The organism is Nocardioides jiangsuensis (assembly GCF_019679455.1).
Classification (GTDB): Bacteria; Actinomycetota; Actinomycetes; order Propionibacteriales; family Nocardioidaceae; genus Nocardioides_C; species Nocardioides_C jiangsuensis.
In genome coordinates this window covers 205,472-225,018 of sequence record NZ_JAIEZQ010000001.1, presented here as the reverse complement: position 1 = coordinate 225,018, position 19,547 = coordinate 205,472, and the positions used below count along the sequence as shown (strand labels likewise).

At 73.7% G+C, this 19,547-nt stretch carries 20 protein-coding genes; 15 read left to right on the top strand and 5 right to left on the bottom strand.

What is annotated here, in order from left to right; all coding sequences use genetic code 11:
* Positions 1–3: 3 nt before the first annotated feature.
* The 6 genes from K1X13_RS01105 (at position 4) to K1X13_RS19530 (ending at position 6,477) form a co-directional block, all read left to right on the top strand.
* Positions 4–951, top strand: a complete 948-nt coding sequence (locus K1X13_RS01105) for a hypothetical protein (protein WP_221023208.1) — start codon at positions 4–6, stop codon at positions 949–951.
* Positions 948–1,445 carry an RDD family protein gene (locus K1X13_RS01100; RefSeq protein ID WP_221023207.1) on the top strand — a complete coding sequence of 166 codons (498 nt, stop codon included), beginning with the start codon at positions 948–950 and terminating at the stop codon, positions 1,443–1,445. Before K1X13_RS01105 ends, K1X13_RS01100 begins: the two co-directional genes overlap by 4 nt.
* A gap of 135 nt (positions 1,446–1,580) precedes the next feature.
* Positions 1,581–2,108 carry a DUF7144 family membrane protein gene (locus K1X13_RS01095; RefSeq protein ID WP_221023206.1) on the top strand — a complete coding sequence of 176 codons (528 nt, stop codon included), beginning with the start codon at positions 1,581–1,583 and terminating at the stop codon, positions 2,106–2,108.
* 26 nt (positions 2,109–2,134) lie between these two features.
* The gene (locus tag K1X13_RS01090; protein ID WP_221023205.1) at positions 2,135–3,664 is read left to right on the top strand and encodes a hypothetical protein; all 1,530 of its coding nucleotides are present in this window, start codon (positions 2,135–2,137) and stop codon (positions 3,662–3,664) included.
* Positions 3,657–5,597, top strand: a complete 1,941-nt coding sequence (locus K1X13_RS01085; protein WP_221023204.1) for a glycoside hydrolase family 15 protein — start codon at positions 3,657–3,659, stop codon at positions 5,595–5,597. The genes K1X13_RS01090 and K1X13_RS01085 overlap by 8 nt, the downstream gene beginning before the upstream one ends.
* A gap of 64 nt (positions 5,598–5,661) precedes the next feature.
* The gene (locus tag K1X13_RS19530) at positions 5,662–6,477 is read left to right on the top strand and encodes a YrhK family protein (RefSeq protein ID WP_221023203.1); all 816 of its coding nucleotides are present in this window, start codon (positions 5,662–5,664) and stop codon (positions 6,475–6,477) included.
* A 53-nt stretch (positions 6,478–6,530) separates the two neighbouring features.
* On the opposite strand, the gene K1X13_RS01075 is transcribed toward K1X13_RS19530, so the two are convergent.
* The 4 genes from K1X13_RS01075 to K1X13_RS01060 are packed head-to-tail and all read right to left on the bottom strand — an operon-like array spanning position 6,531 to position 7,902.
* The gene (locus K1X13_RS01075) at positions 6,531–6,833 is read right to left on the bottom strand and encodes an SHOCT domain-containing protein (RefSeq protein WP_221023202.1); all 303 of its coding nucleotides are present in this window, start codon (positions 6,831–6,833) and stop codon (positions 6,531–6,533) included.
* Positions 6,834–6,843: 10 nt separating this feature from the next.
* The gene (locus tag K1X13_RS01070) at positions 6,844–7,299 is read right to left on the bottom strand and encodes a DUF6325 family protein (RefSeq protein WP_221023201.1); all 456 of its coding nucleotides are present in this window, start codon (positions 7,297–7,299) and stop codon (positions 6,844–6,846) included.
* Positions 7,296–7,646, bottom strand: coding sequence for a hypothetical protein (locus tag K1X13_RS01065; protein ID WP_221023200.1), 351 nt, complete (start codon positions 7,644–7,646; stop codon positions 7,296–7,298). Before K1X13_RS01065 ends, K1X13_RS01070 begins: the two co-directional genes overlap by 4 nt.
* Complete coding sequence (locus K1X13_RS01060) at positions 7,639–7,902, bottom strand: DUF8691 family protein (RefSeq protein WP_221023199.1); 264 nt, start codon at positions 7,900–7,902, stop codon at positions 7,639–7,641. Before K1X13_RS01060 ends, K1X13_RS01065 begins: the two co-directional genes overlap by 8 nt.
* A gap of 366 nt (positions 7,903–8,268) precedes the next feature.
* Here K1X13_RS01060 and K1X13_RS01055 point away from each other — a divergent pair, with 366 nt between their 5' ends.
* The 9 genes from K1X13_RS01055 (at position 8,269) to K1X13_RS01015 (ending at position 19,286) form a co-directional block, all read left to right on the top strand.
* The gene (locus K1X13_RS01055) at positions 8,269–10,935 is read left to right on the top strand and encodes a winged helix-turn-helix domain-containing protein (RefSeq protein ID WP_221023198.1); all 2,667 of its coding nucleotides are present in this window, start codon (positions 8,269–8,271) and stop codon (positions 10,933–10,935) included.
* A gap of 127 nt (positions 10,936–11,062) precedes the next feature.
* Positions 11,063–11,623 (top strand): HdeD family acid-resistance protein, encoded by a 561-nt coding sequence (locus K1X13_RS01050; protein ID WP_221023197.1) that lies wholly within the window; start codon positions 11,063–11,065, stop codon positions 11,621–11,623.
* Between the two features lie 152 nt (positions 11,624–11,775).
* Positions 11,776–13,104, top strand: a complete 1,329-nt coding sequence (locus K1X13_RS01045) for a choice-of-anchor B family protein (RefSeq protein WP_221023196.1) — start codon at positions 11,776–11,778, stop codon at positions 13,102–13,104.
* An 82-nt stretch (positions 13,105–13,186) separates the two neighbouring features.
* Positions 13,187–13,672: a GAF domain-containing protein gene (locus K1X13_RS01040; protein WP_221023195.1), complete on the top strand. Its 486-nt coding sequence runs from the start codon at positions 13,187–13,189 to the stop codon at positions 13,670–13,672.
* 155 nt (positions 13,673–13,827) lie between these two features.
* Positions 13,828–15,141 carry a radical SAM protein gene (locus K1X13_RS01035; RefSeq protein ID WP_221023194.1) on the top strand — a complete coding sequence of 438 codons (1,314 nt, stop codon included), beginning with the start codon at positions 13,828–13,830 and terminating at the stop codon, positions 15,139–15,141.
* Positions 15,138–15,725 carry a class I SAM-dependent methyltransferase gene (locus K1X13_RS01030; protein ID WP_221023193.1) on the top strand — a complete coding sequence of 196 codons (588 nt, stop codon included), beginning with the start codon at positions 15,138–15,140 and terminating at the stop codon, positions 15,723–15,725. Before K1X13_RS01035 ends, K1X13_RS01030 begins: the two co-directional genes overlap by 4 nt.
* A 60-nt stretch (positions 15,726–15,785) precedes the next feature.
* Positions 15,786–17,303: a cobyric acid synthase gene (locus K1X13_RS01025; protein ID WP_221023192.1), complete on the top strand. Its 1,518-nt coding sequence runs from the start codon at positions 15,786–15,788 to the stop codon at positions 17,301–17,303.
* A gap of 126 nt (positions 17,304–17,429) precedes the next feature.
* Positions 17,430–17,648: a PLD nuclease N-terminal domain-containing protein gene (locus K1X13_RS01020; protein ID WP_221023191.1), complete on the top strand. Its 219-nt coding sequence runs from the start codon at positions 17,430–17,432 to the stop codon at positions 17,646–17,648.
* 36 nt (positions 17,649–17,684) lie between these two features.
* Positions 17,685–19,286: an ABC transporter permease gene (locus tag K1X13_RS01015; RefSeq protein ID WP_221023190.1), complete on the top strand. Its 1,602-nt coding sequence runs from the start codon at positions 17,685–17,687 to the stop codon at positions 19,284–19,286.
* Between the two features lie 4 nt (positions 19,287–19,290).
* Here the strand turns inward: K1X13_RS01015 and K1X13_RS01010 are convergent, their stop codons facing one another.
* A complete protein-coding gene (locus tag K1X13_RS01010) occupies positions 19,291–19,542 on the bottom strand; it encodes a hypothetical protein (protein WP_221023189.1) in 252 nt (83 codons plus the stop codon).
* Positions 19,543–19,547: the final 5 nt, after the last annotated feature.

Sequence of the window (19,547 nt, the reverse complement as noted above, 5' to 3'; positions counted from 1 at the left end):
TGCGTGGAGAGCTCAGAGCAGGTACACGACATCTCCGGTGCCCGGCACGTGCGTCCGGGGTCGCTCTCGCTCGTCGACGTGGCCGTCGGTGCGTCCACGTCGGCCGTCGCCGCGGCAGTGGCCGTCGGGCGAGGGGTGGGCACGGTCGCCCGGCCGGCGGTCCGGGTCGCGCTCCGGCCGCCGCTGCTGGCCCCGCGCTACCAGCCAGGCTCCGTGCTCGCCGGCGTGGCCCGCCGGGGGGCGCGGCGTCGCGCGCAGGCACTGCGCGAGGCGACGGCGCTGCTCGACGTCCTGGTCCCGCTGGTCACGACGGAGCTGCTGCGCCGGCTCGACCTGACCGGCATCGTCGAGCGGTACGTCGACCTCGACCGGCTGGTCTCCCGGGTGGACGTGGACGCGGTGGCGCGGCGGCTGGACGTGGACGCGGTGGCGCAGCGGCTGGACCTGGACGCGGTGGTGCAACGCCTCGACCTGACCGGCATCGTCGAGCGGTACGTCGACCTCGACCGGCTGGTCTCCCGGGTGGACGTCGACGCGATAGCCCGGCGGCTGGACCTGGACGCGGTGGTACGCCGGCTCGACCTCATGCGGATCGTGCGGGAGCGGGTGGACCTCGACGCGCTGGTCGCGACCGTCGACCTCGACGCCGCCGCCCGCCGGCTGGACGTGGACGCCGTGATCGACCGGATCGACCTGGTCGGGATCGCCGAGACCGTCATCGCCGAGGTCGACCTGCCCGAGATCATCCGCGAGTCGACCGGCGCCGTCGCGTCGGACACCGTGCGCGGCGTCCGGATGCAGGGGATCTCCGGCGACGAGGCGGTCGGCCGGGCGGTGGACCGGCTCCGGCTGAGACGCCGTAGACCCGAGGCGGAGCCGCCCGCCGTCACCACCGGGCACGGTGACGGCATCCCGCGGCAGCCCGGGCCGGGAGTGACGGAGGGCCCGTGACCGAGGGGGGCTTCTCGCCCATCCCTCGCGAGGCCCGGCCCTACCAGGGACGACGAGCCGGGCTGGTCACCCGGGTAACCGCGAACGTCGTGGACGTGCTCGTCGCGGTGGCGATCCTGCTGGCGGCGTACGCCGGTCTCAACGGGCTCCGGTTCCTGGTGTCTCCCCGCAGCTTCTCCTTCACCGACCTGTCGCCGCTGCCGAGCGTGGCCGCCGCGCTGGTCGTCCTTGCCGGGTACCTCACCGCCACCTGGGCGACGACCGGGCGGTCGTACGGCTGCCACCTCATGGGCCTGCGCGTGGTGGGCCGGGACGGCGGACGGCTCGGACCGTTCGCGGCGCTGCTCCGCAGCCTGTTCTGCGTGCTGTTCCCCCTCGGTCTCCTGTGGTGCGCGGTGGACGGCTCGCGTCGCTCGGTCCAGGACGTCGTCCTGCGGACCGCGGTCGTCTACGACTGGCAGCCGCGAGGGGAGACGGGGTTCCGCCGGGCCTGACGCATCGCTGCGGCCCGCGCGGAGCCGGCGGGCGTCCGGGTGGATGAATCTCACGTGATCACCCCCTGCGGATGATTACGTACGGCGGCGGGCGGCGGAGTCTGGCGGAGACATCCACCCGATGAGGAGCTCATCATGTCGGAAACCAAAGGCGCATCCATCCCCCAGCAGGCGTCGCCTACGTCATCGACCACGGCGCCCACTGCCGGCACCACCCCGTCGACCCCGACCATGGCCGCTCCCGCCGAATCGCCGCAGACCGGCTGGGTCGGCTGGGTCGCGTTCGCCGGGATGATGATGGTGCTGCTCGGAATGTTCCACGCGTTCCAGGGCATCATCGCGCTCGTCCAGGAGGACTACTACCTGGTCGGGCAGAACGGCCTGACCATCCACGTCGACTACACCGCCTGGGGCTGGGCGCACATCGTGGTCGGTGCCCTCGTCGCGGGCGCCGGTGTCGGCCTTCTCGCCGGGCAGATGTGGGCCCGCGTGGTCGCTGTCGTGTTCGCCTTCGGCAGCGCCCTGGTCAACGCTGCCTTCCTCGCGGCCTACCCGCTCTGGTCGGCCCTGATGATCGCGGTCGACATCCTGGTGATCTGGGCGGTCACGGTCCACGGGAGCGAGATCCGCAACCGTGACACCGGTCAGGGGACGAACGCCTGACCCCCGGGTCACGCGTCGTGCCCGCCATGGACGAGAGCGAGGAGCTGCAGCAGCTCCGGCAACGCGTGACCGAGCTCGAGACCGAGCTCCAGCAGGCGCGGACCGCACCGTCGGTCGCCACGCCGTCGGAGCCCGGTCCTCGAGCGCTTGAACGGACCCGGTGGCGGTCGGTCGTCGCGGCGACGTGCATCGGCCTGGCCTGTGTCCTCGCCCCGCTGTCGGTGACCGCGGTCTGGGCCAGCGACGAGGTGTCCGACACCGACCGGTACGTCGAGACCGTGGCCCCGCTCGCGGAGGACCCGGCGATCCAGAACGCGGTCGCCGACGCCGTGACGGAGGAGATCTTCACCTACGTCGACGTCGAGGCGATCACGTCGGAGGCGCTGGCGGCGCTCGCCGCGCAGGACATCGCGCCGCGGGCGGCCGCGGGACTCGAGGCGCTCCAGGTGCCGATCGTCAACGGGATCGAGGGGTTCACCCGGACCGAGGTCGGCAAGGTCCTGGCCAGCCCGCAGTTCGCGACCGTGTGGGAGCAGGCCAACCGGGCCGCGCACACCGAGCTCGTCAACCTGCTCTCGGGGGAGCAGGGCGGCGCGGTCAGCGCGCAGAACGGCACCGTCACGCTCAACCTCGGACCGATCGTCGCCGCGGTGAAGCAGCAGCTGATCGCCGAGGGCTACACGATCGCGAACAACATCCCCGCCGTGGACCGGTCGATCGTGCTGGTCAGCTCGGACGCGGTGACCAAGGCCCAGGGGGTCTACCGGCTGTTGGACGGTCTGGGTCGGTGGCTCCCCGTGATCGCGCTGGCGCTGTTCGCCGTCGGCGTCTACGTCGCCACCGGGCACCGGAGGGCGCTGCTCCTCGGGTCCCTCGGCGTGGCCGGCTCGATGCTGCTGCTGGGTGTCGCCCTGGCGGTCGCCCGACCCCTGTACCTCGACGCGATCCCCTCGGACGTGCTCCCGCGGGAGGCGGCGGGCAACATCTTCGACACGCTCGTGCGCTTCCTGCGCAACGGCCTGCGGGTCACCGCCGTGCTCGCGCTGGTCGTGGCGCTCGGCGCCTTCTTCACCGGGCCGTCGACGACCGCGGCACGCACCCGCCGGGGTCTGGCCGAGACGGTCGGCGTGCTCGGCGGGCGGGCCGAGGCGGCCGGCGTGAGGACCGGCGGCGTGGGCACCTGGACGGCCGCCCACCGCCGTCCGCTGCGCATAGGACTGGTCATCGCGGGAGCCCTGGTGCTGACCTTCTGGTCGCGGCCCACCGTCGGGGTGGTGCTGTGGACCGCGGTCGCGGTGCTCGTCGGCATCGGCGTCGTCGAGTTCCTCGCCCGCACCGGGACGCCCGAGCCTCGCGCGGCGGTCGCCGGTGAGGGGGCGGCGGGCGCGCCCGCCACCACGCCGTACCCGGCACCGGGGGAGCCCGCGGCCGAGGCGCCGACCGCACCACTGCCGCGGCAGCGCGAGCCGGTGACTCCGGGCGCGCCGTCGCCCGCCACACCCTCCGGTGAGGGATCCGAGACCCAGGTAGAGAAAGAGGCATCCCCGCATGGCTGACTACCCCCTGATCGCCGACCATGGCCTGATCGGCGACCTCCAGACCAGCGCGCTGGTGAGCACGGACGGGTCGATCGACTGGTTCTGCGCGCCACGCTTCGACTCTCCGAGCATGTTCGCCGCGCTGCTGGACCACCGGCGTGGCGGTCACCTCCGCTTCCGGCCGGTCGACCAGGAGGTCACGAGCAAGCAGCTCTACTTCCCGGACACGGCCATCCTGATCACCCGCTTCATGACCGAGGGCGGCGTGGGGGAGGTCATGGACTTCATGCCGATCGCCTCGGCGACCACGGCCACGACGCGGCACCGGCTCGTCCGGCTGGCGCGCTGTGTCCGCGGGCAGATGACGTTCGACCTCGACATCGCGCCCCGGTTCGACTACGGGCGCGAGCGCCACGAGACGCAGCTCACCGAGAGTGGCATGGTCTTCCAGGGCCCGCGGACCTCGTGCACGGTCCACATCGTGCGCGAGCCGGGTGACGAGCGCCTCGTACGCCCCGAGGCGGACGGGGAGGGAGCCGTGCACGCCACCCTCACCCTGCGCGCGGGACAGCAGCGCGGCCTGGTGCTCGAGACCGACTCCGTGGGGCCGCCGCGTGACATCCGGGTGGCCGAGGTCCAGCAGCTCTTCGACGACACGGCCGCCTTCTGGAAGAGCTGGCTGAGCCGGTCGACGTACACCGGACGGTGGCGGGAGATGCTGGGCCGCTCGGCGATCACGCTGAAGCTGATGACCTACGCGCCCACGGGCGGTCTGGTCGCGGCTCCGACGGCCGGGCTGCCCGAGCAGGTGGGCGGTGAGCGCAACTGGGACTACCGCTACACGTGGGTCAGGGACGCGTCGTTCTCGGTCTACTCGCTGCTGGGCATGGGCTTCACCGAGGAGGCGGCCGCGTTCGCCGGGTGGCTGCGCGCCCGCGTGCACGCCCAGGTGAGCGAGGCCGAGGGACCGCTCAACATCATGTACCGGGTGGACGGGTCGCCCGACCTCGGCGAGGAGGTCCTCGAGCACTGGGAGGGCTACCGGGGGTCGAGCCCCGTGCGGATCGGGAACGGTGCCGCGGGTCAGCTCCAGCTCGACATCTACGGCGAGGCGATGGACAGCATCTACTACGCCGACCGCCGCGGGATCCAGGGGGGACACCAGGGCTGGCTGTCGGTCTGTGAGCTGTTGGACTGGCTCACCGACAACTGGGACCAGCCCGAGGAGGGGATCTGGGAGACCCGCGGCGGTCGGAGGGACTTCACCTACGGCCGGCTCATGAGCTGGGTCGCGCTGGACCGCGGCGTCCGGCTCGCCACCGCGCACGGGCGCCCCGCCCCGCTGGAGCGGTGGGTCGCCCAGCGCGACGCGATCTACGACCAGATCATGGCGCGAGGCTGGAACTCCGAGCGACAGGCGTTCGTGCAGCAGTACGACGACCGGGTGCTGGACTCCTCCCTGCTGCGGATGTCGAGCGTCGGGTTCGTGTCGCCGCACGACCCGATGTGGGCGTCCACGCTGCGGGCGATGGACGAGGAGCTCGTCACCGACAGCCTCGTCTACCGCTACGACCCTGAGGCGTCGCCGGACGGCCTGCGGGGCTCGGAGGGGACGTTCTCGCTGTGCACCTTCACCTACGTCGACGCGCTGGCGCGGGCCGGTCGTGTGGACGACGCGCGGCTGGTCTTCGAGAAGATGCTGACCTACGCCAACCACCTCGGGCTCTACTCCGAGGAGATTGCGCTCACGGGGGAGCAGATCGGCAACTTCCCGCAGGCCTTCACGCACCTGGCGCTGATCGACGCGGCGATCACGCTGGACTCGCAGCTGGACCTGCGTGCGCCGGCGGCGGCGCCGCTGCCACGGGTCTCGATCCCCACCCAGCGCACCCCCGGCCAGGAGCCGGCCGAGGCCGCCGCGCCCAGGACGGCCGCGGTCGGGGCCGACTGAGCCCGCCGTCCCGCGGGACGGTGCGGTGAGCGAGTATCCGCAGGCCCCGGGGGGGTGGACCGTCGTGGGACGCCGGTCCGCGGGGCCCTTCACCACCGCGGTCACCTACACCCACCCCGACGGCCGCACGGTCCAGTGGTCCTCACGGTCGCACCGCAAGCACGCGTCGCGCCTGTCGCGCGTGCGGGCCGCACGCGAGGGCGTCGTCTGGGCGCCGCACCGGGGCTCGTGGTGGATAGCCGTGCTCTTCGTCGCCGGCTCGACGTGCTTCCTCGTCGCGCCGCTCCCCGCCTTCCTCCAGGCGGTCGGGCCCCGGGCGGACGGCGCGGTGTTCTTCGTGGGCTCGCTCCTCTTCACCTCGGCGGCCACGCTGCAGTGGCTGGAGACCGTGAACGCCGACCGCGGGCCGGGTCCGCGCCCTCGCGGGCCGCTGCGTGCCTTCGCGTGGGAGCCGCGCCGGATCGACTGGTGGAGCAGCGGTGTGCAGCTCGTGGGCACGCTGTTCTTCAACGTCACGACGTTCCGGGCCTTGAGCACGGCCGTCGACTCGCCGTCCTACGACAGGCTGGTCTGGCGGCCGGACGCGCTCGGGTCGATCTGCTTCCTCGTGGCCGGCTACCTCGCGTACGTCGAGGTCACCGGCGGTCTGCTGCGCAGGCCGCCGCGCACGGTGGAGGGCGGGATCGTCGCGGTGAACCTGCTCGGCTGCCTGGCCTTCGGGCTCTCGGCGCTGGCCGCGTACGTCGTGCCCGCCACCGGCACCGAGGCCAACGTGGCCGTGGCCAACGCCGCCACCTCGGCCGGTGCGCTCGCGTTCCTCGTCGGTGCCCTCCTCCTGCTGCCGGAGGGCGCCCGGGCGCCGGTCGCGACCGCGGGCTAGGCAGCCGGGGAGCGGCCACCGTGCCTGCGCGGCCGGGAGCGGCCGCCTCGCGCTCAGCCTCCGAGGATCTTCGCCTTCTGGGTGGCGAACTCCTCCTCGGTGAGCACACCCTGTGCCCTGAGCTCGCCCAGGGTCTTGAGCTGCTGCAGGGTGTCCCCACCAGACGTGGCTCCCCGCTGGGTCGGCACCTCGGGAGGAGCGACCTGCTGCTGGTACGCCTGCTGTCGCTGGGCGGCGGTCTGCGCGTCCTTCTCGGCGAACTTGGCGGCCTGACGGCGCTGCACGCGCCCGCTGACGGCGGAGGCCGTCCCGGCGATCGCGGCAGTCCTCGCGACTCCGCGCACTAGTCCTGGCATGCCCGTCTCCTCAGGTCGTCGCTTGCAGGGGTTCCGTCGCCTCGAGAGCCTCCAGCGCGTCCATCACGTCCTGCGCCGGGATCCGGGCTCCCGCGATCAGCTCGCCACCCGACTCCCGGGCCGCGGCGACGAAGGGGATGGCCCAGGTGTTCTCGTAGACGATCAGGACCGCGAGCTTGCCGGGCTCCATCGCGCCGGCCGCCTCGCGCACGTCCTCGTCACCGAGCAGGCCCGTCCGGGCCCAGGCGAGATCGGCGAAGTCGCCGACGTCTACCTCACCGGACGCGAGGTCGGCCGCGTAGACCTCACCCGCCGTGGTCTTGCCGACCACCGTGACGTCGTACACGGCGACGATGCCGCGCTCGACGAGGCTCACCAGCTCCTGGGCGGCCCGACCGGTGAGCCGGTCCCCGCTGAACTCGATGAGCACGAAGTCCACGGGGCCGTGGACGTCAACCTCTGTCATCGCTCTTCACTCTCCTTCGTGCGAGGACGATGTGCCTCACGTCTGGTGGCCGTGCCCGCCGTGCGCGGCGGGGTCAACCGGTGCAACGTCGTCGCGGGAGGCCCGGTGAACGGACCGGCGTCGGGCTCGACGACGCGGCGGATCCCGAGGATCACGAGTCCGCGGGCCTGCAGCATCGCCGCGATGTCCGCGAGTCCCTGTCCTGCACGCTCCGGCAGGAGGAAGACGCTGGAGGTCGCCGCGTGGCCGACGCCCATCGCGGCGAAGCTGGCCAGGAAGGCGGGCCCGAACTGGCCCGGGAGGGTCACCTGGTAGGACCCCGCGAGGACGGCTGCGGTACTAGTCATCGACTGCCTCCTTGCCACCGGGCTCCTCCGGTGTGTCGGCCTCGGTCTCGGTCATGGTCGGGACGCGGCGTACCTCGACCACCTCGATCCCCAGCGCCCGCAGCCGGGCCAGCAGCCCGTAGAGCGCGGCCTGGTCCGAGATGCCGTACAGCACGGTGTTGACCTGCTCCGGCGGCAGCGTGACCGCGCCCATGTCCTGGAGGTCCTTCTCGGGTACGGCGCCCGCGACGCGGACCTCGTACATCGTCTGGACCATGAGGCACTCCGTTCTCGACCGGTCCCTGTGACGTTCGCAAACCACGGCCGTCAGGGCGTCATCCCTGCGGGGTGAACCGGTGCCGCCGTCCGAACCGAACCGCGGCCGTCACCGACTCCGCGGGTCGAACCGCGCGAACCGGACCTGCCCCGACTTCCTGCCCCGTCGAGTTCCGTAAGGGCCACCGCCGACGGGACCTTCGCCCCTTCAGACCCTCCTTTACTCGTGCTCCGCTGGAGGCTGGGGGAACCGATGGCGACCCCCCTGTCGCCTGGAGGACCTATGCCACCCACCACCGGCACCACATCCGACTCCGGGGCGGCGGCGAGCCCGTCTCCGACGCCGACGCGGCCGGCCGAACCCCGCGTGAGCGCCAAGTTCGGCGCGCTGCCGACGCCCCCGGACGCCCTCGTCCGGCGCCGTCTCCTCGACGTCCTGCGTGACGGCGTGCGCCGGCCGCTGACCCTGGTGAGCGCCCCGGCCGGCTACGGGAAAACCGTGCTCGTGTCCACCCTGGGCAGCAGCCTCGACAGGGTCGGTACGGCGCTGTACCTGACAATGGACGACGGCGACACGGCGCCCGCGGAGTTCTGGGGCTCGGTGCTGGAAGGTCTGCGGCGGCGCGGCGTCGACGTCACCGACGTGCACCCTTCCGGCACGTCGGAGGTGGTCGACGGGCGCATGCTGACGCGGCTGGCCGGGCGGATCGAGGAGCACGAGCGGCCCGTGGTCCTCGTCCTCGACTGCGGAGAGCTCCCGCTCCCGCCGGTCGTCGGCGACGGGCTGAACCGGCTCCTCGCCGCATGCGCCGGCAGGCTCCGCCTGGTCTTCCTCACGCGGACCGACCCGCCGCTGCCGCTGCACCGGTACCGGCTCCGGGACGAGGTCACCGAGATCCGCGCCGACGACCTCTCCTTCACGCTCTCCGAGGTCGCCGTGCTCATGCGCCGCGCCGGTCTCGACCTCGAGCCCGTCGACATCGCCGCGCTGCATGCCCGCACGGGCGGCTGGCCCGCCGGTCTCAAGTTCGCGGCGATGGCGCTGGCGGGTCGCGCCGACCCGCACCGGGCGGCCCAGGAGTTCCGCGGGGACACCGGCAACGTCGCGGCGTTCCTGATGAGCGAGGTGCTGGCCAAGCAGCCACCCGAGACGCGGGAGCTGCTGCTGCGCACCTGTCTCGTGGACGAGCTGGACCCGGGACTGGTCACGGCTCTCACCGGACGGCACTGCGACCCCCGCACCCTGCAGTTCATGGCGCACGGCAACTCGTTCATCGAGCAGGTGCCCGGCCGCCCCGGCCACTACCGCTACCAGTCGCTGTTCCGTGAGTTCCTGCGCAGCCAGGTCGAGTACGAGTGGCCGGGGCTCGTGCCCGAGCTGCACCGCACGGCGGCCGAGTGGCTCGCGCGTGACGGCCGGCCGCTCGTCGCGATCCGTCCCGCCGCGTCCGCGCAGGCGTGGCCGATCGCCACCCGATGCTTCGTCGAGGGGCTCGGTGTCGGCCGGCTGCTGATCGGACCGCGTCGCGCGGTCCTGCACGACCTGCTCGGAGGACTTCCCGACGACGTCGAGGGAGCGGACGCCGCCGTCACCCGGGCCGCTCTCGCGGTCGCCGACGTGGACCTCGACCTGGCCGAGGCGGCTCTCGTCGAGGTGCGGAGCCTGCCGTCGCGGGAGGAGTCACCCCGCTCGCCCGCGCTCGCGCTCACGGTGCTCGTGCTCGAGGCGGTCGCGGGCAGCATGGATCCCGACCTCGACGCCGGCCTGGACGCGGTGCTCCGCGCGGAGAACGCCCTGTCGCTGGCGCCCGCGGATGACCGGGTCGCCAGGCCTGAGCTCGAGATCGTGCTGGCCGGCTGCCGGGGGAGGGTGCTGCTGCAACGCGGCGACCTCGGCGCGGCACTGGCGGCGCTGACCCGGGGCGTACGACTGGCCGAGACGGCCCGGCTCGAGGAGGCCGCGGCGCAGCTGCAGGGCATGGCCGCGCTCGTGGAGGCCATGACGGGCAGGCTCCGGAAGGCCGCCGAGATAGCGGCCGAGTGGGGTGCCCAGGACGACACCGGAAGTGGCCCGTCGTACTCCTCGAGGGCCGCCGTGCTGGCGCTGGCCTGGGCCCGCATGGACCAGTACGACCTCGGTGCGGTCCAGGACCTGCTGGCGCTCTCGGAGCCCGCCGCGTGCTCGCCGTACGACGCCCGGCTGCTCGGCGCCCTCGGCACCCTGCTCCGCGCGCGCCTGCTGCGCGCCCAGGGGAGGCCCGAGCTGGCACGGGCCGGAATCCGGGCCGTGTCCGCCCCCGACCGGTCCACCGCGGTGAGCGGCCGGGTCGCGCGTTCCCTCGTGCTCGAGGAGGCGGCGTGCCTGGTGCAGGAGCACCGTCCCCAGGAGGCCGTCGAGACGCTGCGGACCACGGATGCCGACGGCGCGGTGGAGGCCGAGCTCCTGCTCGAACCGGCCACGCTCCCCGGACCGGTGCCGGAGCAGACGCGGCGCCCGGCGGGCGCCCTGGCGGGGGAGCCGCTGGCGACCCAGGTGGCTGGGTGGCTGGTGCTGACCCGCCGGGCCGCGCGCCGGCCCGACCGGGCCCGGGCCGAGGCGTTCCTCGCCCGTGCCCTCGAGACCGCTGCGCCCGAGCGGCTCCGCCGCCCCTTCCTCGAGGCGCCCGAGGAGGTCCGCGAGCTGCTCGGCCACGGCGCCGCGGCGACACGGCACGGCTGGCTGCGCACCACCGAGCCCGCCCCGACCGCCGACGAACCCGCCCTCGTCGGAGCCCAGCGCTCACCCGTCACCGGCGGGAGCCGGGCGGGGCCCGCGCCGGCGGTGCCCCCGCTGACCGCGAAGGAGCAGGAGGTGCTCGGCTACCTGGCGCAGCTGCTCACCACCGACGAGATCGCGGCGACCATGTTCGTCTCGGTGAACACGGTCCGCAGCCACGTCCGCAGCATCCTGCGCAAGCTCGGCGTGACCCGGCGCAACCAGGCGGTACGACGGGCGTGGGAGCTGCAGCTCCTCCCCCCGCGGGACGCAGCCTGAAGGTCCGGCCGCACCGGGATGGCACAGACCATCCCGACCGGATGATGCGGGTCCGGCCAGGGCGGAGAAGCGTGGAGTCGACGGGTCGTTCCGGACGGTCGGCCCGGTAACCGAAGAGAGGTTCGCAATGTCTTCGTCACTTCTGGAGCGGCGCCGTACCGGCTGGGACCTCGTCCTGGGCGCGCTGCTCGTCATCGGCGGCCTGGTGATCCTGGGCCACGCCGTGTGGGCCACCGCGGTGTCGGTGCTGTTCCTCGGCTGGATCCTGCTGCTCGTCGGCGTGGTCGGCCTGGTCGGTGCGTTCTTCCGCATCGGCAAGGGCGGCTTCTGGGTCTCGGCGCTCAGCGGCGGCCTGCTGCTCGTGCTCGGTGGCGTGTGCCTGCGCAACCCCGAGGTCGCGGCGGTGACCCTGACCCTGGTCGCCGGGGCGTTGTTCCTGGCCACCGGCATCGTCCGTCTGGCCGCCTCGGCGCAGGAGCCGGAGTACCGCTGGCCGCTGCTCATCGCCGGCGTGGTCTCCACCCTCCTTGGCCTGGTGGTGCTGTTCAACCTGGTCAGCGCGTCGTACGTGCTGCTGGGTGTGATCCTCGGGATCGAGACCCTCTTCGACGGCATCGCGATGATGCTCGTCGGGCGGGTCCGTGTCTCCCCGGCGGGCATGGGGCACCCGGGGGTGGTCGCGCCCTGACGCCGGCCTGAGCACGCCTGAGCACGCCTGGGCACTGCCGGACCGATGCAGGTCTGCGCAGTGCACAGGTCTGCACCCTGTGACCTGTTGTGTCCGGTTCGGGTCTCTGGTGGTCTGTGGCTCTCCCCCCACGACTCCCACCAGGAGCACCCATGGCCCTACGCCACCTCACCGCCGGAGCCGCCACAGCGGGTCTCGTCGGCGCCCTCACCGCGCTCGTCCTGTCCACCCTTCCCGCGCTCGCCCATGAAGGCGAGCAGGAAGGGGAGGGCAAGGACGCGATCGGGGAGGTGGACCCGAACTTCCCCACCACGTCGATCCTCGGCGACAGCGCCGGTCCCGGCGCGGCCTGTGTCGACGGGCAGGCCGCCTACTTCCCCTGCGAGAACGTCAACCTCGCGAGCTACCTGCCTATGTCGGCCATCGGCGGCGGCCGCGGCTCCGACGTCTGGGGCTGGACCGACCCCGAGACCGACCGCCGCTACGCGATCGCCGGCCGGGACAACGGCACCGCCTTCGTCGACGTCACCAACGAGCGCCGCCCCGTCTATCTCGGCAACCTGCCGACCTCGGGCACCAACAACGTGATCTGGCGCGACATCAAGGTCTACGACGACCACGCGTTCATCGTCGCCGAGGCGCGCGAGCACGGCATGCAGGTCTTCGACCTCACCGCGCTGCGGGACGTCGACCGTACGGCGGCGCCGGTGACCTTCGAGGCGACCGCCCGCTACACCGGCTTCGGTCGGGCGCACAACCTGGTGGTCAACGAGAAGAGCGGCATCGCCTTCGCCGTAGGCGCGCGCGAGGACCTGCGCGCGTGCGCCGGCGGCCTGCACATGGTGGACCTGAACGACCCCGCCGCCCCGGCGTTCGCCGGCTGCTTCGCCGACGACGGCTACACCCACGACGCGCAGTGCGTGGTGTACGACGGCCCGGACAACCGGTTCACCGGCCGCGAGATCTGCTTCAACTCCAACGAGGACACGCTCACCATCGTCGACGTCACCGACAAGTCCGACCCGACGATGCTGTCGCGGGTCGGCTACGACGGCTCGGCGTACTCCCACCAGGGCTGGCTCACCGAGGACGGCAGCCACTTCCTCATGGGCGACGAGCTCGACGAGCTGACGACGGGCGGCAGGACCTCGACGCTGATCTGGGACGTGGAGGACCTCACCGCGCCGGTGCGGTTCGCGACCTTCACCAACGACACCACCGCGATCGACCACAACCTGTACGTGAAGGGCGACCGGGTCTACCAGTCCAACTACCGGTCCGGCCTGCGGATCCTCGACGCCTCCGGGGTCGGCGAGGGCCGGCTGACCGAGGTCGGCTACCTCGACACCTGGCCCGAGGACGACGCGACCGCGTTCAGCCACGGCACGTGGAGCAACTACCCGTTCTTCGAGAACGGCATGGTCGTGGTGCACGGCTACGACGGGCTGTTCCTGGTCCGGCCCACCGGCGCCGCCCGCTGAGCGGGGCGCTGACCCGGCGCTGACCGGGCAGGAAGATGTCTGGCAGCCGGCGGGCCCACGGCCGACTGCCAGACTGCTGCACATGCACCAGGTGTACCGCGCCCCGATGCGCTCGCGGCACGACGACGTGGACCCCGGTCTCGCCGTGGAACGCGCGCTCGCGTCGGGGGTCTGCGGTGTCGGCGGCAGGCTCAGCACGCCGCCGTCGACGCTCGCGGAGGCGCTCGCCCGGACCGACGACGAGTACGACGAGCGCACCGCCCGGCGGCTGGAGCGGTTCGCCGCGGCGCCGACCGGCTCCTTCGTGTGGACCCGGGACCCCGACGGCCTGTACTTCCTCGGAAGGCTCATGGGGGAGTGGCGGTACGACGGCTCGCCGGACGCCCTCGCGACCGACCTGGTGCACGTGCGCGCCTGCGACTGGCTCGCGAGGCCGGTCCCGCCGGAGCGGGTGCCCGCGGCGACGCTCGCGACCTTCGCCCGCGGCGGACGGAACTTCCAGCAGACCCACGACGCGACGGTCGGCGCCGACTCGGCCGCGCTGTGGGAGGGGGCTCCACCACCCTGATCGGCTGATCGGCTGCTCATCACACGACCACCGGCGAGACCACGTGGTTCCGGCCTCGACGCGCAGCCGGGACGTGTGGGGGCGCCGGCGGGGCTTTGGGCCCTCGCCCCTGGCCGGCGCGCGGTGGTTCGGTGGAGGGGAGGGAGGGGATGGCCGTGAGCCGTGCCGTGGAACCCGTCGCCGTGGCCACCACCGGCCGGCTGCGTGCCGCGGACGTCGTCGCGTCGTTCGACGGCCCGGTCGGCGCCTACGTGCACGTGCCGTTCTGCGAGCGGATCTGCCCGTTCTGCCCGTACGACAAGGTGGTCGCGGAGGAGGGGCTGGCCCGCCGGTACTTCGCGGCGCTGCGCCGTGAGCTGGACGGGTACGTCGCGGAGCTGGGCGCCCCGTTCACCTCGCTGTACGTCGGCGGCGGCACGCCCACGCTCTACCCCGACGAGCTCGCCGACGTCGTCGCCCGGATCCCGGTGACGGGGGAGCGGGCGGTGGAGGTGCTGCCGACCCACGGCACCCCGGAGCGGCTGGGCCGGTTGGCGGACATCGGGTTCACCGCGGTCAGCATCGGCGCGCAGTCCTTCCACGACCAGATCCTGCGCCGGCTCGTCCGGCCGCACGACGCCGCCGCGGCCCGCACGGCGGTCGAGCACGCGCTCGGCCGGTTCGACTGCGTGGACGTCGACCTGATCGTCGACGTCGAGTGGGAGGACGAGGACGCGTTCCCGGGGGCGTTCCTCGAGGACGTGCGGACCTGCTTCGCGCTCGGCGTGGACCAGGTGTCGACGTACCCGCTGATGCGGTTCGGCTACACGCCGTTCGGCACCGCCCGGCACGACCCGCGGCGCGAGCACGCGGTGCTGGCCCGGGCGACCGAGCTCGCGGAGGCGATGGGCTACGAACGACGGTCGGTCTGGACGTTCAACCGGCGAGGGGCGGCGCCGTACACCTCGATCACGCGACGCCGGTTCCTCGGGATGGGCGCGGGCAGCTCGTCGTTCTCCGGGCGCGACTTCTACGTCAACCACTTCGGGGTGGCCGCCTACGCCGACGCGGTCGAGTCCGGGCGGCTTCCGGTCGCCCGCTGGCTGCACCTTGGCCGCTGGGGCGGTGCCGCGTACGACGCGTTCTGGCAGGCGTACGCCGGCGGGGCGGACGTGGACGCGCTGCGCGAGTCCTACGGTCCGGCCGTCGCGGGCGCGGTCCACGCCGCGCTGGCCCCGCTCGTCCCCGCCGGTCTGGTGGACCGGACCCCGGGCGGCTTCCGGCTCACCGCGCGCGGCTTCGACGCCTACCACGACCTGGAGCGGTGGGTGACCTACCAGCTGATCGAGCCCCTGTGGGCGGAGATGCTCACCGAGCACACGGCACCGGCCTGCGCCGCCGACAGCCGCGCGCAGTGGGCGGCGCCGGACCGGGCGCGCACCGGACGGGCCTGGTCGCTGGCCAGCCGGCTGTTCGAGCGGCCACCGTGACCGACCGCTGGTGGAGCCTCGTGGCTCCCGGCTACGACCGGGGCGTCGCGCTCGTCGGCTGGCACCGGGCCCTCGACGCCCTGGTCGCCGACGTGTCGGGCGGGCGGCTGCTCGACGTCGGCTGCGGGCCCGGCCACCTCGCTCCGGGGCTCCTCGCCCGCGGCACGGAGTACGTCGGCCTGGACCGGGACGGGGCGATGCTCACCAGGGCGGCGCGGAGCCTCGCGGGGACCGGTGGCCTGCCCGAGCGGGGCGTGCTCGTCCGGGCGGACGTGACCGCACTGCCCTTCCGTGACGCGTCCTTCGACGTGGTCGTGGCGTCGGCCGTGCTCGGCCTGCTCGACCTCCGGACCCGGCGGGCAGCGCTGTGCGAGATGGCGCGGGTGGCGCGCAGCGAGGTCCGCCTCCTCGAGCCGGTGCACCGCCTGGGGGAGCCCACCCGGGCACGGCGGTCCCGGCTGGTGGCGCTGGTCCGGGAGCGGCCGCTGGAGCTCGCCGAGCTGGCCGGGGCCGGACTCCGGCCCGAGGTGCGCGGCCCGGCCGTGCTGGGCGTCTACTCCGTGGTGCGCGCGACCAGGGCCTGATGCACGACGACGGGGCCGGCCCGGGCCGGGGCCGAGGACGCCATCGGGGAGGATCGTCGGATGAGCACCGCGGACCGGCCACGCCCCCACGCCCTGCTGGTGGCGGGGACCACCTCCGACGCCGGCAAGAGCGTCGTGACCACGGGGCTCTGCCGGGCGTTGCGCCGGCGCGGGCTCCGGGTGGCGCCGTACAAGGCGCAGAACATGTCGAACAACTCCATGGTGACCGCCGAGGGTGCCGAGATCGGCCGGGCCCAGTGGGTGCAGGCGGTCGCGGCCGGGGCGGAGCCGGAGGCGGCGATGAACCCGGTCCTGCTCAAGCCCGGCAGCGACCGACGCAGCCACGTGGTGGTGATGGGCCGCCCGCACGGGTACCTCGAGGCGGGTGAGTTCGCGGGAGGCCGGAAGGCGCTGGCCCGGGCCGCCTTCGCCGCGTTCGACGACCTCGCCACCCGGTACGACGTCGTGGTGTGCGAGGGCGCGGGCAGCCCGGCGGAGATCAACCTGCGGCAGCACGACTACGTGAACATGGGACTCGCGCAGCACGGGCGGATCCCGACGCTGCTCGTCGGGGACATCGACCGCGGCGGAGTGTTCGCGGCCCTGTACGGCACGTTGGCCCTGCTCGACGCGTCCGACCAGGCGCTGGTCGCGGGCCACGTCGTGAACAAGTTCCGCGGCGACGTGGGGCTGCTCGAGCCCGGCCTGCGCACCGTGGAACGGCTGACCGGCCGCCCGGTCCTCGGCGTGCTGCCCTGGCAGAGCGGGCTCTGGCTCGACTCCGAGGACACGCTCGCCCTGGAGTCCCGGCCCCACCACGACCCGGTGGGCGGACGGCCGCGGCTGCGGGTCGCGGTGGTGATGCTGCCCCGGATCAGCAACGTCACCGACGTCGACGCGCTGTGCCTCGAGCCCGACGTCGAGGTCGCCTTCGTCCGCGACCCCCGCGCGCTCGCGGACACCGACGTCGTCGTCCTCCCCGGCACCCGCGCCACCCTCGACGACCTGCGTTGGCTGCGGGAGCACGGGCTCGACCGGGCGGTGTGCGCGCACGCCGCGCGTGGCGGGGTGGTGCTCGGGATCTGCGGCGGCTTCCAGATGCTCGGCAGGTCCGTGCACGACCCCGACGGTGTCGAGGGAGCACCCGGCGCGTCCGCGGACGGCCTCGGGCTGCTCGACGTGTGCACCCGCTTCGACCCGGCCAAGGTGCTCCGGCTGCCCCGGGGGGAGGCGCTCGGGGCCGAGGCGACCGGCTACGAGATCCACCACGGCCGGGTGACGGTCGGCGACGCCGTACCCTTCCTCGGCGGTGCCCGGGCGGGCTCGGTGTTCGGCACCATGTGGCACGGCAGCCTCGAGGGCGACGCGCTACGCCGGGCCTGGCTGGCCGAGGCGGCGGCGCTGGTCGGACGGCAGGACTTCACGTCCGGTACGGCGAGCTTCGGTGCCGCCCGGGAGAGGCGGATCGACGACCTGGCCGACGCCGTCGAGGAGCACCTCGACCTGGAGGCGGTCGTGGGCCTCCTCGAGCACGGCGCCCCGCGCGACCTGCCGGTGGTGCGGGGCGGCCTGGCCTGACCGTGCTCGTCGACGTCCGCCGGCCGCGCGAGCTGGGGCGCGCGCCGCGGCTGGGTCAGGGACAGCCACCTGCCCGGAAGGCCGGTTCCGGCCGCCGAGCCGGTCGCGCTGGGCTAGCGTCTGACCATGGCGACGAAGCGATGGGGCGAGCTCACCCAGGTACAGCAGAAGCTGCTGGTCGCGCTGGTGTCGGCCGAGGTGGCGCTCACCACGGCCGCCCTCACCGACCTGGCCCGGAGGCCCGTCTCGCAGGTGCGCGGCTCCAAGAGGCTGTGGGCGGTGGCCTGCTTCGTCCAGCCGGTCGGTCCGGTCGCCTACCTGCTCCTCGGGCACCGTCGCGACTGACCTCCGCCGGGGACCGCGCGGGCCTATCGTGGAGGCATGACCGAGGGCCTCGCGGGCACCGGGTCCCTGCTCCGTCTCGCGCTGCGTCGGGACCGCGTGATGCTGCCGCTGTGGGTGGCGCTGTTCGTGGTGATGGCGAGCTTCTCCGCCGACGCGACCGTCGGTCTCTACCCCGACAGCGCGTCGCGGGTCCAGGCGGCGGAGACCATCAACGGGACGCCCTCGCTCGTGGCGCTCTACGGCCGGATCTACGACGTCACCTCGCTCGGCGCGATCGCGATGATCAAGATGGGCGGCGTCGGGTCCGCGCTGCTCGCCGTGCTGGCGTTCATGCTGGTGATCCGGCACACCCGCGCCGAGGAGGAGCTCGGCCGGCTCGAGCTGCTCGCGGGGGGAGTGGTCGGGGCCTACGCCCCGCTCACCGCCGGCCTGGCGTGTGCGACCGGCGCCGCACTGGCGACGGGCCTGCTCACCGCGGCGGCGCTGACCGGGACCGGGCTGCCGCCGACCGGTTCGCTCGCCTTCGGCCTGGCGTGGACCGCCACGGGCACGGCGTTCGCCGGCGTCGGCGCCGTCGCCGCCCAGCTCACCACCAGCGCGCGGGCCGCCCGGGGGCTGGCGACCACCGTCCTCGGGGTGGCCTACCTGTTGCGGGCCGTCGGCGACACCACCGGGGACGAGCCCTCGTGGCTCTCGTGGTCCTCGCCGATCGGCTGGGGGCAGCAGGTCCGCCCCTACGCGGGTGACCGCTGGCCGGTCTTCGTGGTGCTCGTGCTCTTCGCGGCGGCGTCCACCGCGGTGGCGTTCGCGATCAGCCGGCGCCGCGACCTCGGCGCCGGGGTACTCCCCGACCGTCCCGGGCCCGCGACCGCCGCGGCGAGCCTCGGGTCATCGGCCGGGCTCGCCTGGCGGCTGCAGCGCGGGGTGCTTCTGGCCTGGGCGGTCGGCTTCGCGGTGATGGGGTTCATCCTCGGCAGCGTGGCGTCCACCGTCGGGGACATGCTCGACAACCCGGAGTCCCGGGAGCTCATCATCAGCCTCGGAGGCGTGCAGGGCCTCACCGACGCGTTCATCGCCGCCGAGCTGGGGTTCATGGGCCTCGGCTGTGCCGCCTTCGGCGTGCAGGCGGCCCTGCGGATGCACACGGAGGAGACCTCCTTGCGGCTCGAGGCGGTGCTCGCGACGGGAACGGGCCGCACCCGGTGGGCGGTGAGCCACACGAGCCTCGCCCTGCTCGGACCGCTGCTCCTGATGGCCCTCGCAGGGCTCGCGATCGGCGCCGCGCACGCCACCCAGACCGGCGACCCCGCCGACGTCGGCCGCGTGGTGCTCGCCGCGCTCGTGCAGGTGCCGGCGGCCTGGGTGGTCGTCGGGCTGGTCGTGGCGGCGTACGGCCTCGTGCCACGGCTGGTCCCGGCCGGCTGGGCCGCCCTGGTGCTGTTCCTGCTGGTCGGCGAGCTCGGCCCGTTGCTCGGGCTGCCCGCGTGGGCGATGGACCTCTCCCCGTTCACCCACGTGCCGCACCTGCCCGGAGGCGACCTCCGCCTGGCGCCGCTGCTGTGGCTGACCGGCCTGGCCGCGGCTCTCGTCGTCGCTGGCCTCGTCGGCTTCCGCCGGCGCGACGTCAGCGAGCGCTGAGGGGTCAGGGTCCGAGCTCGGGGCGGTTCCGGCGCTCGTGCGCACGGATCTTGTCGATCACGATCGTGGCCAGCGGCGAGTCGAGCTCACGGTGGTCCCAGGCAGTCTGCTTGAGGTCGTCCACGAGGATCCGCAGCCGCTCCAGCTCGTGGCGCTCGCGGGCTTCCATCGACGACGGGGCCCGGAGCGTAGCGACGACGGACACCGTGGCCCACAGCACCGCCAGGAGGATCAGGAAACCGATCACCGCGGTCATGGGAT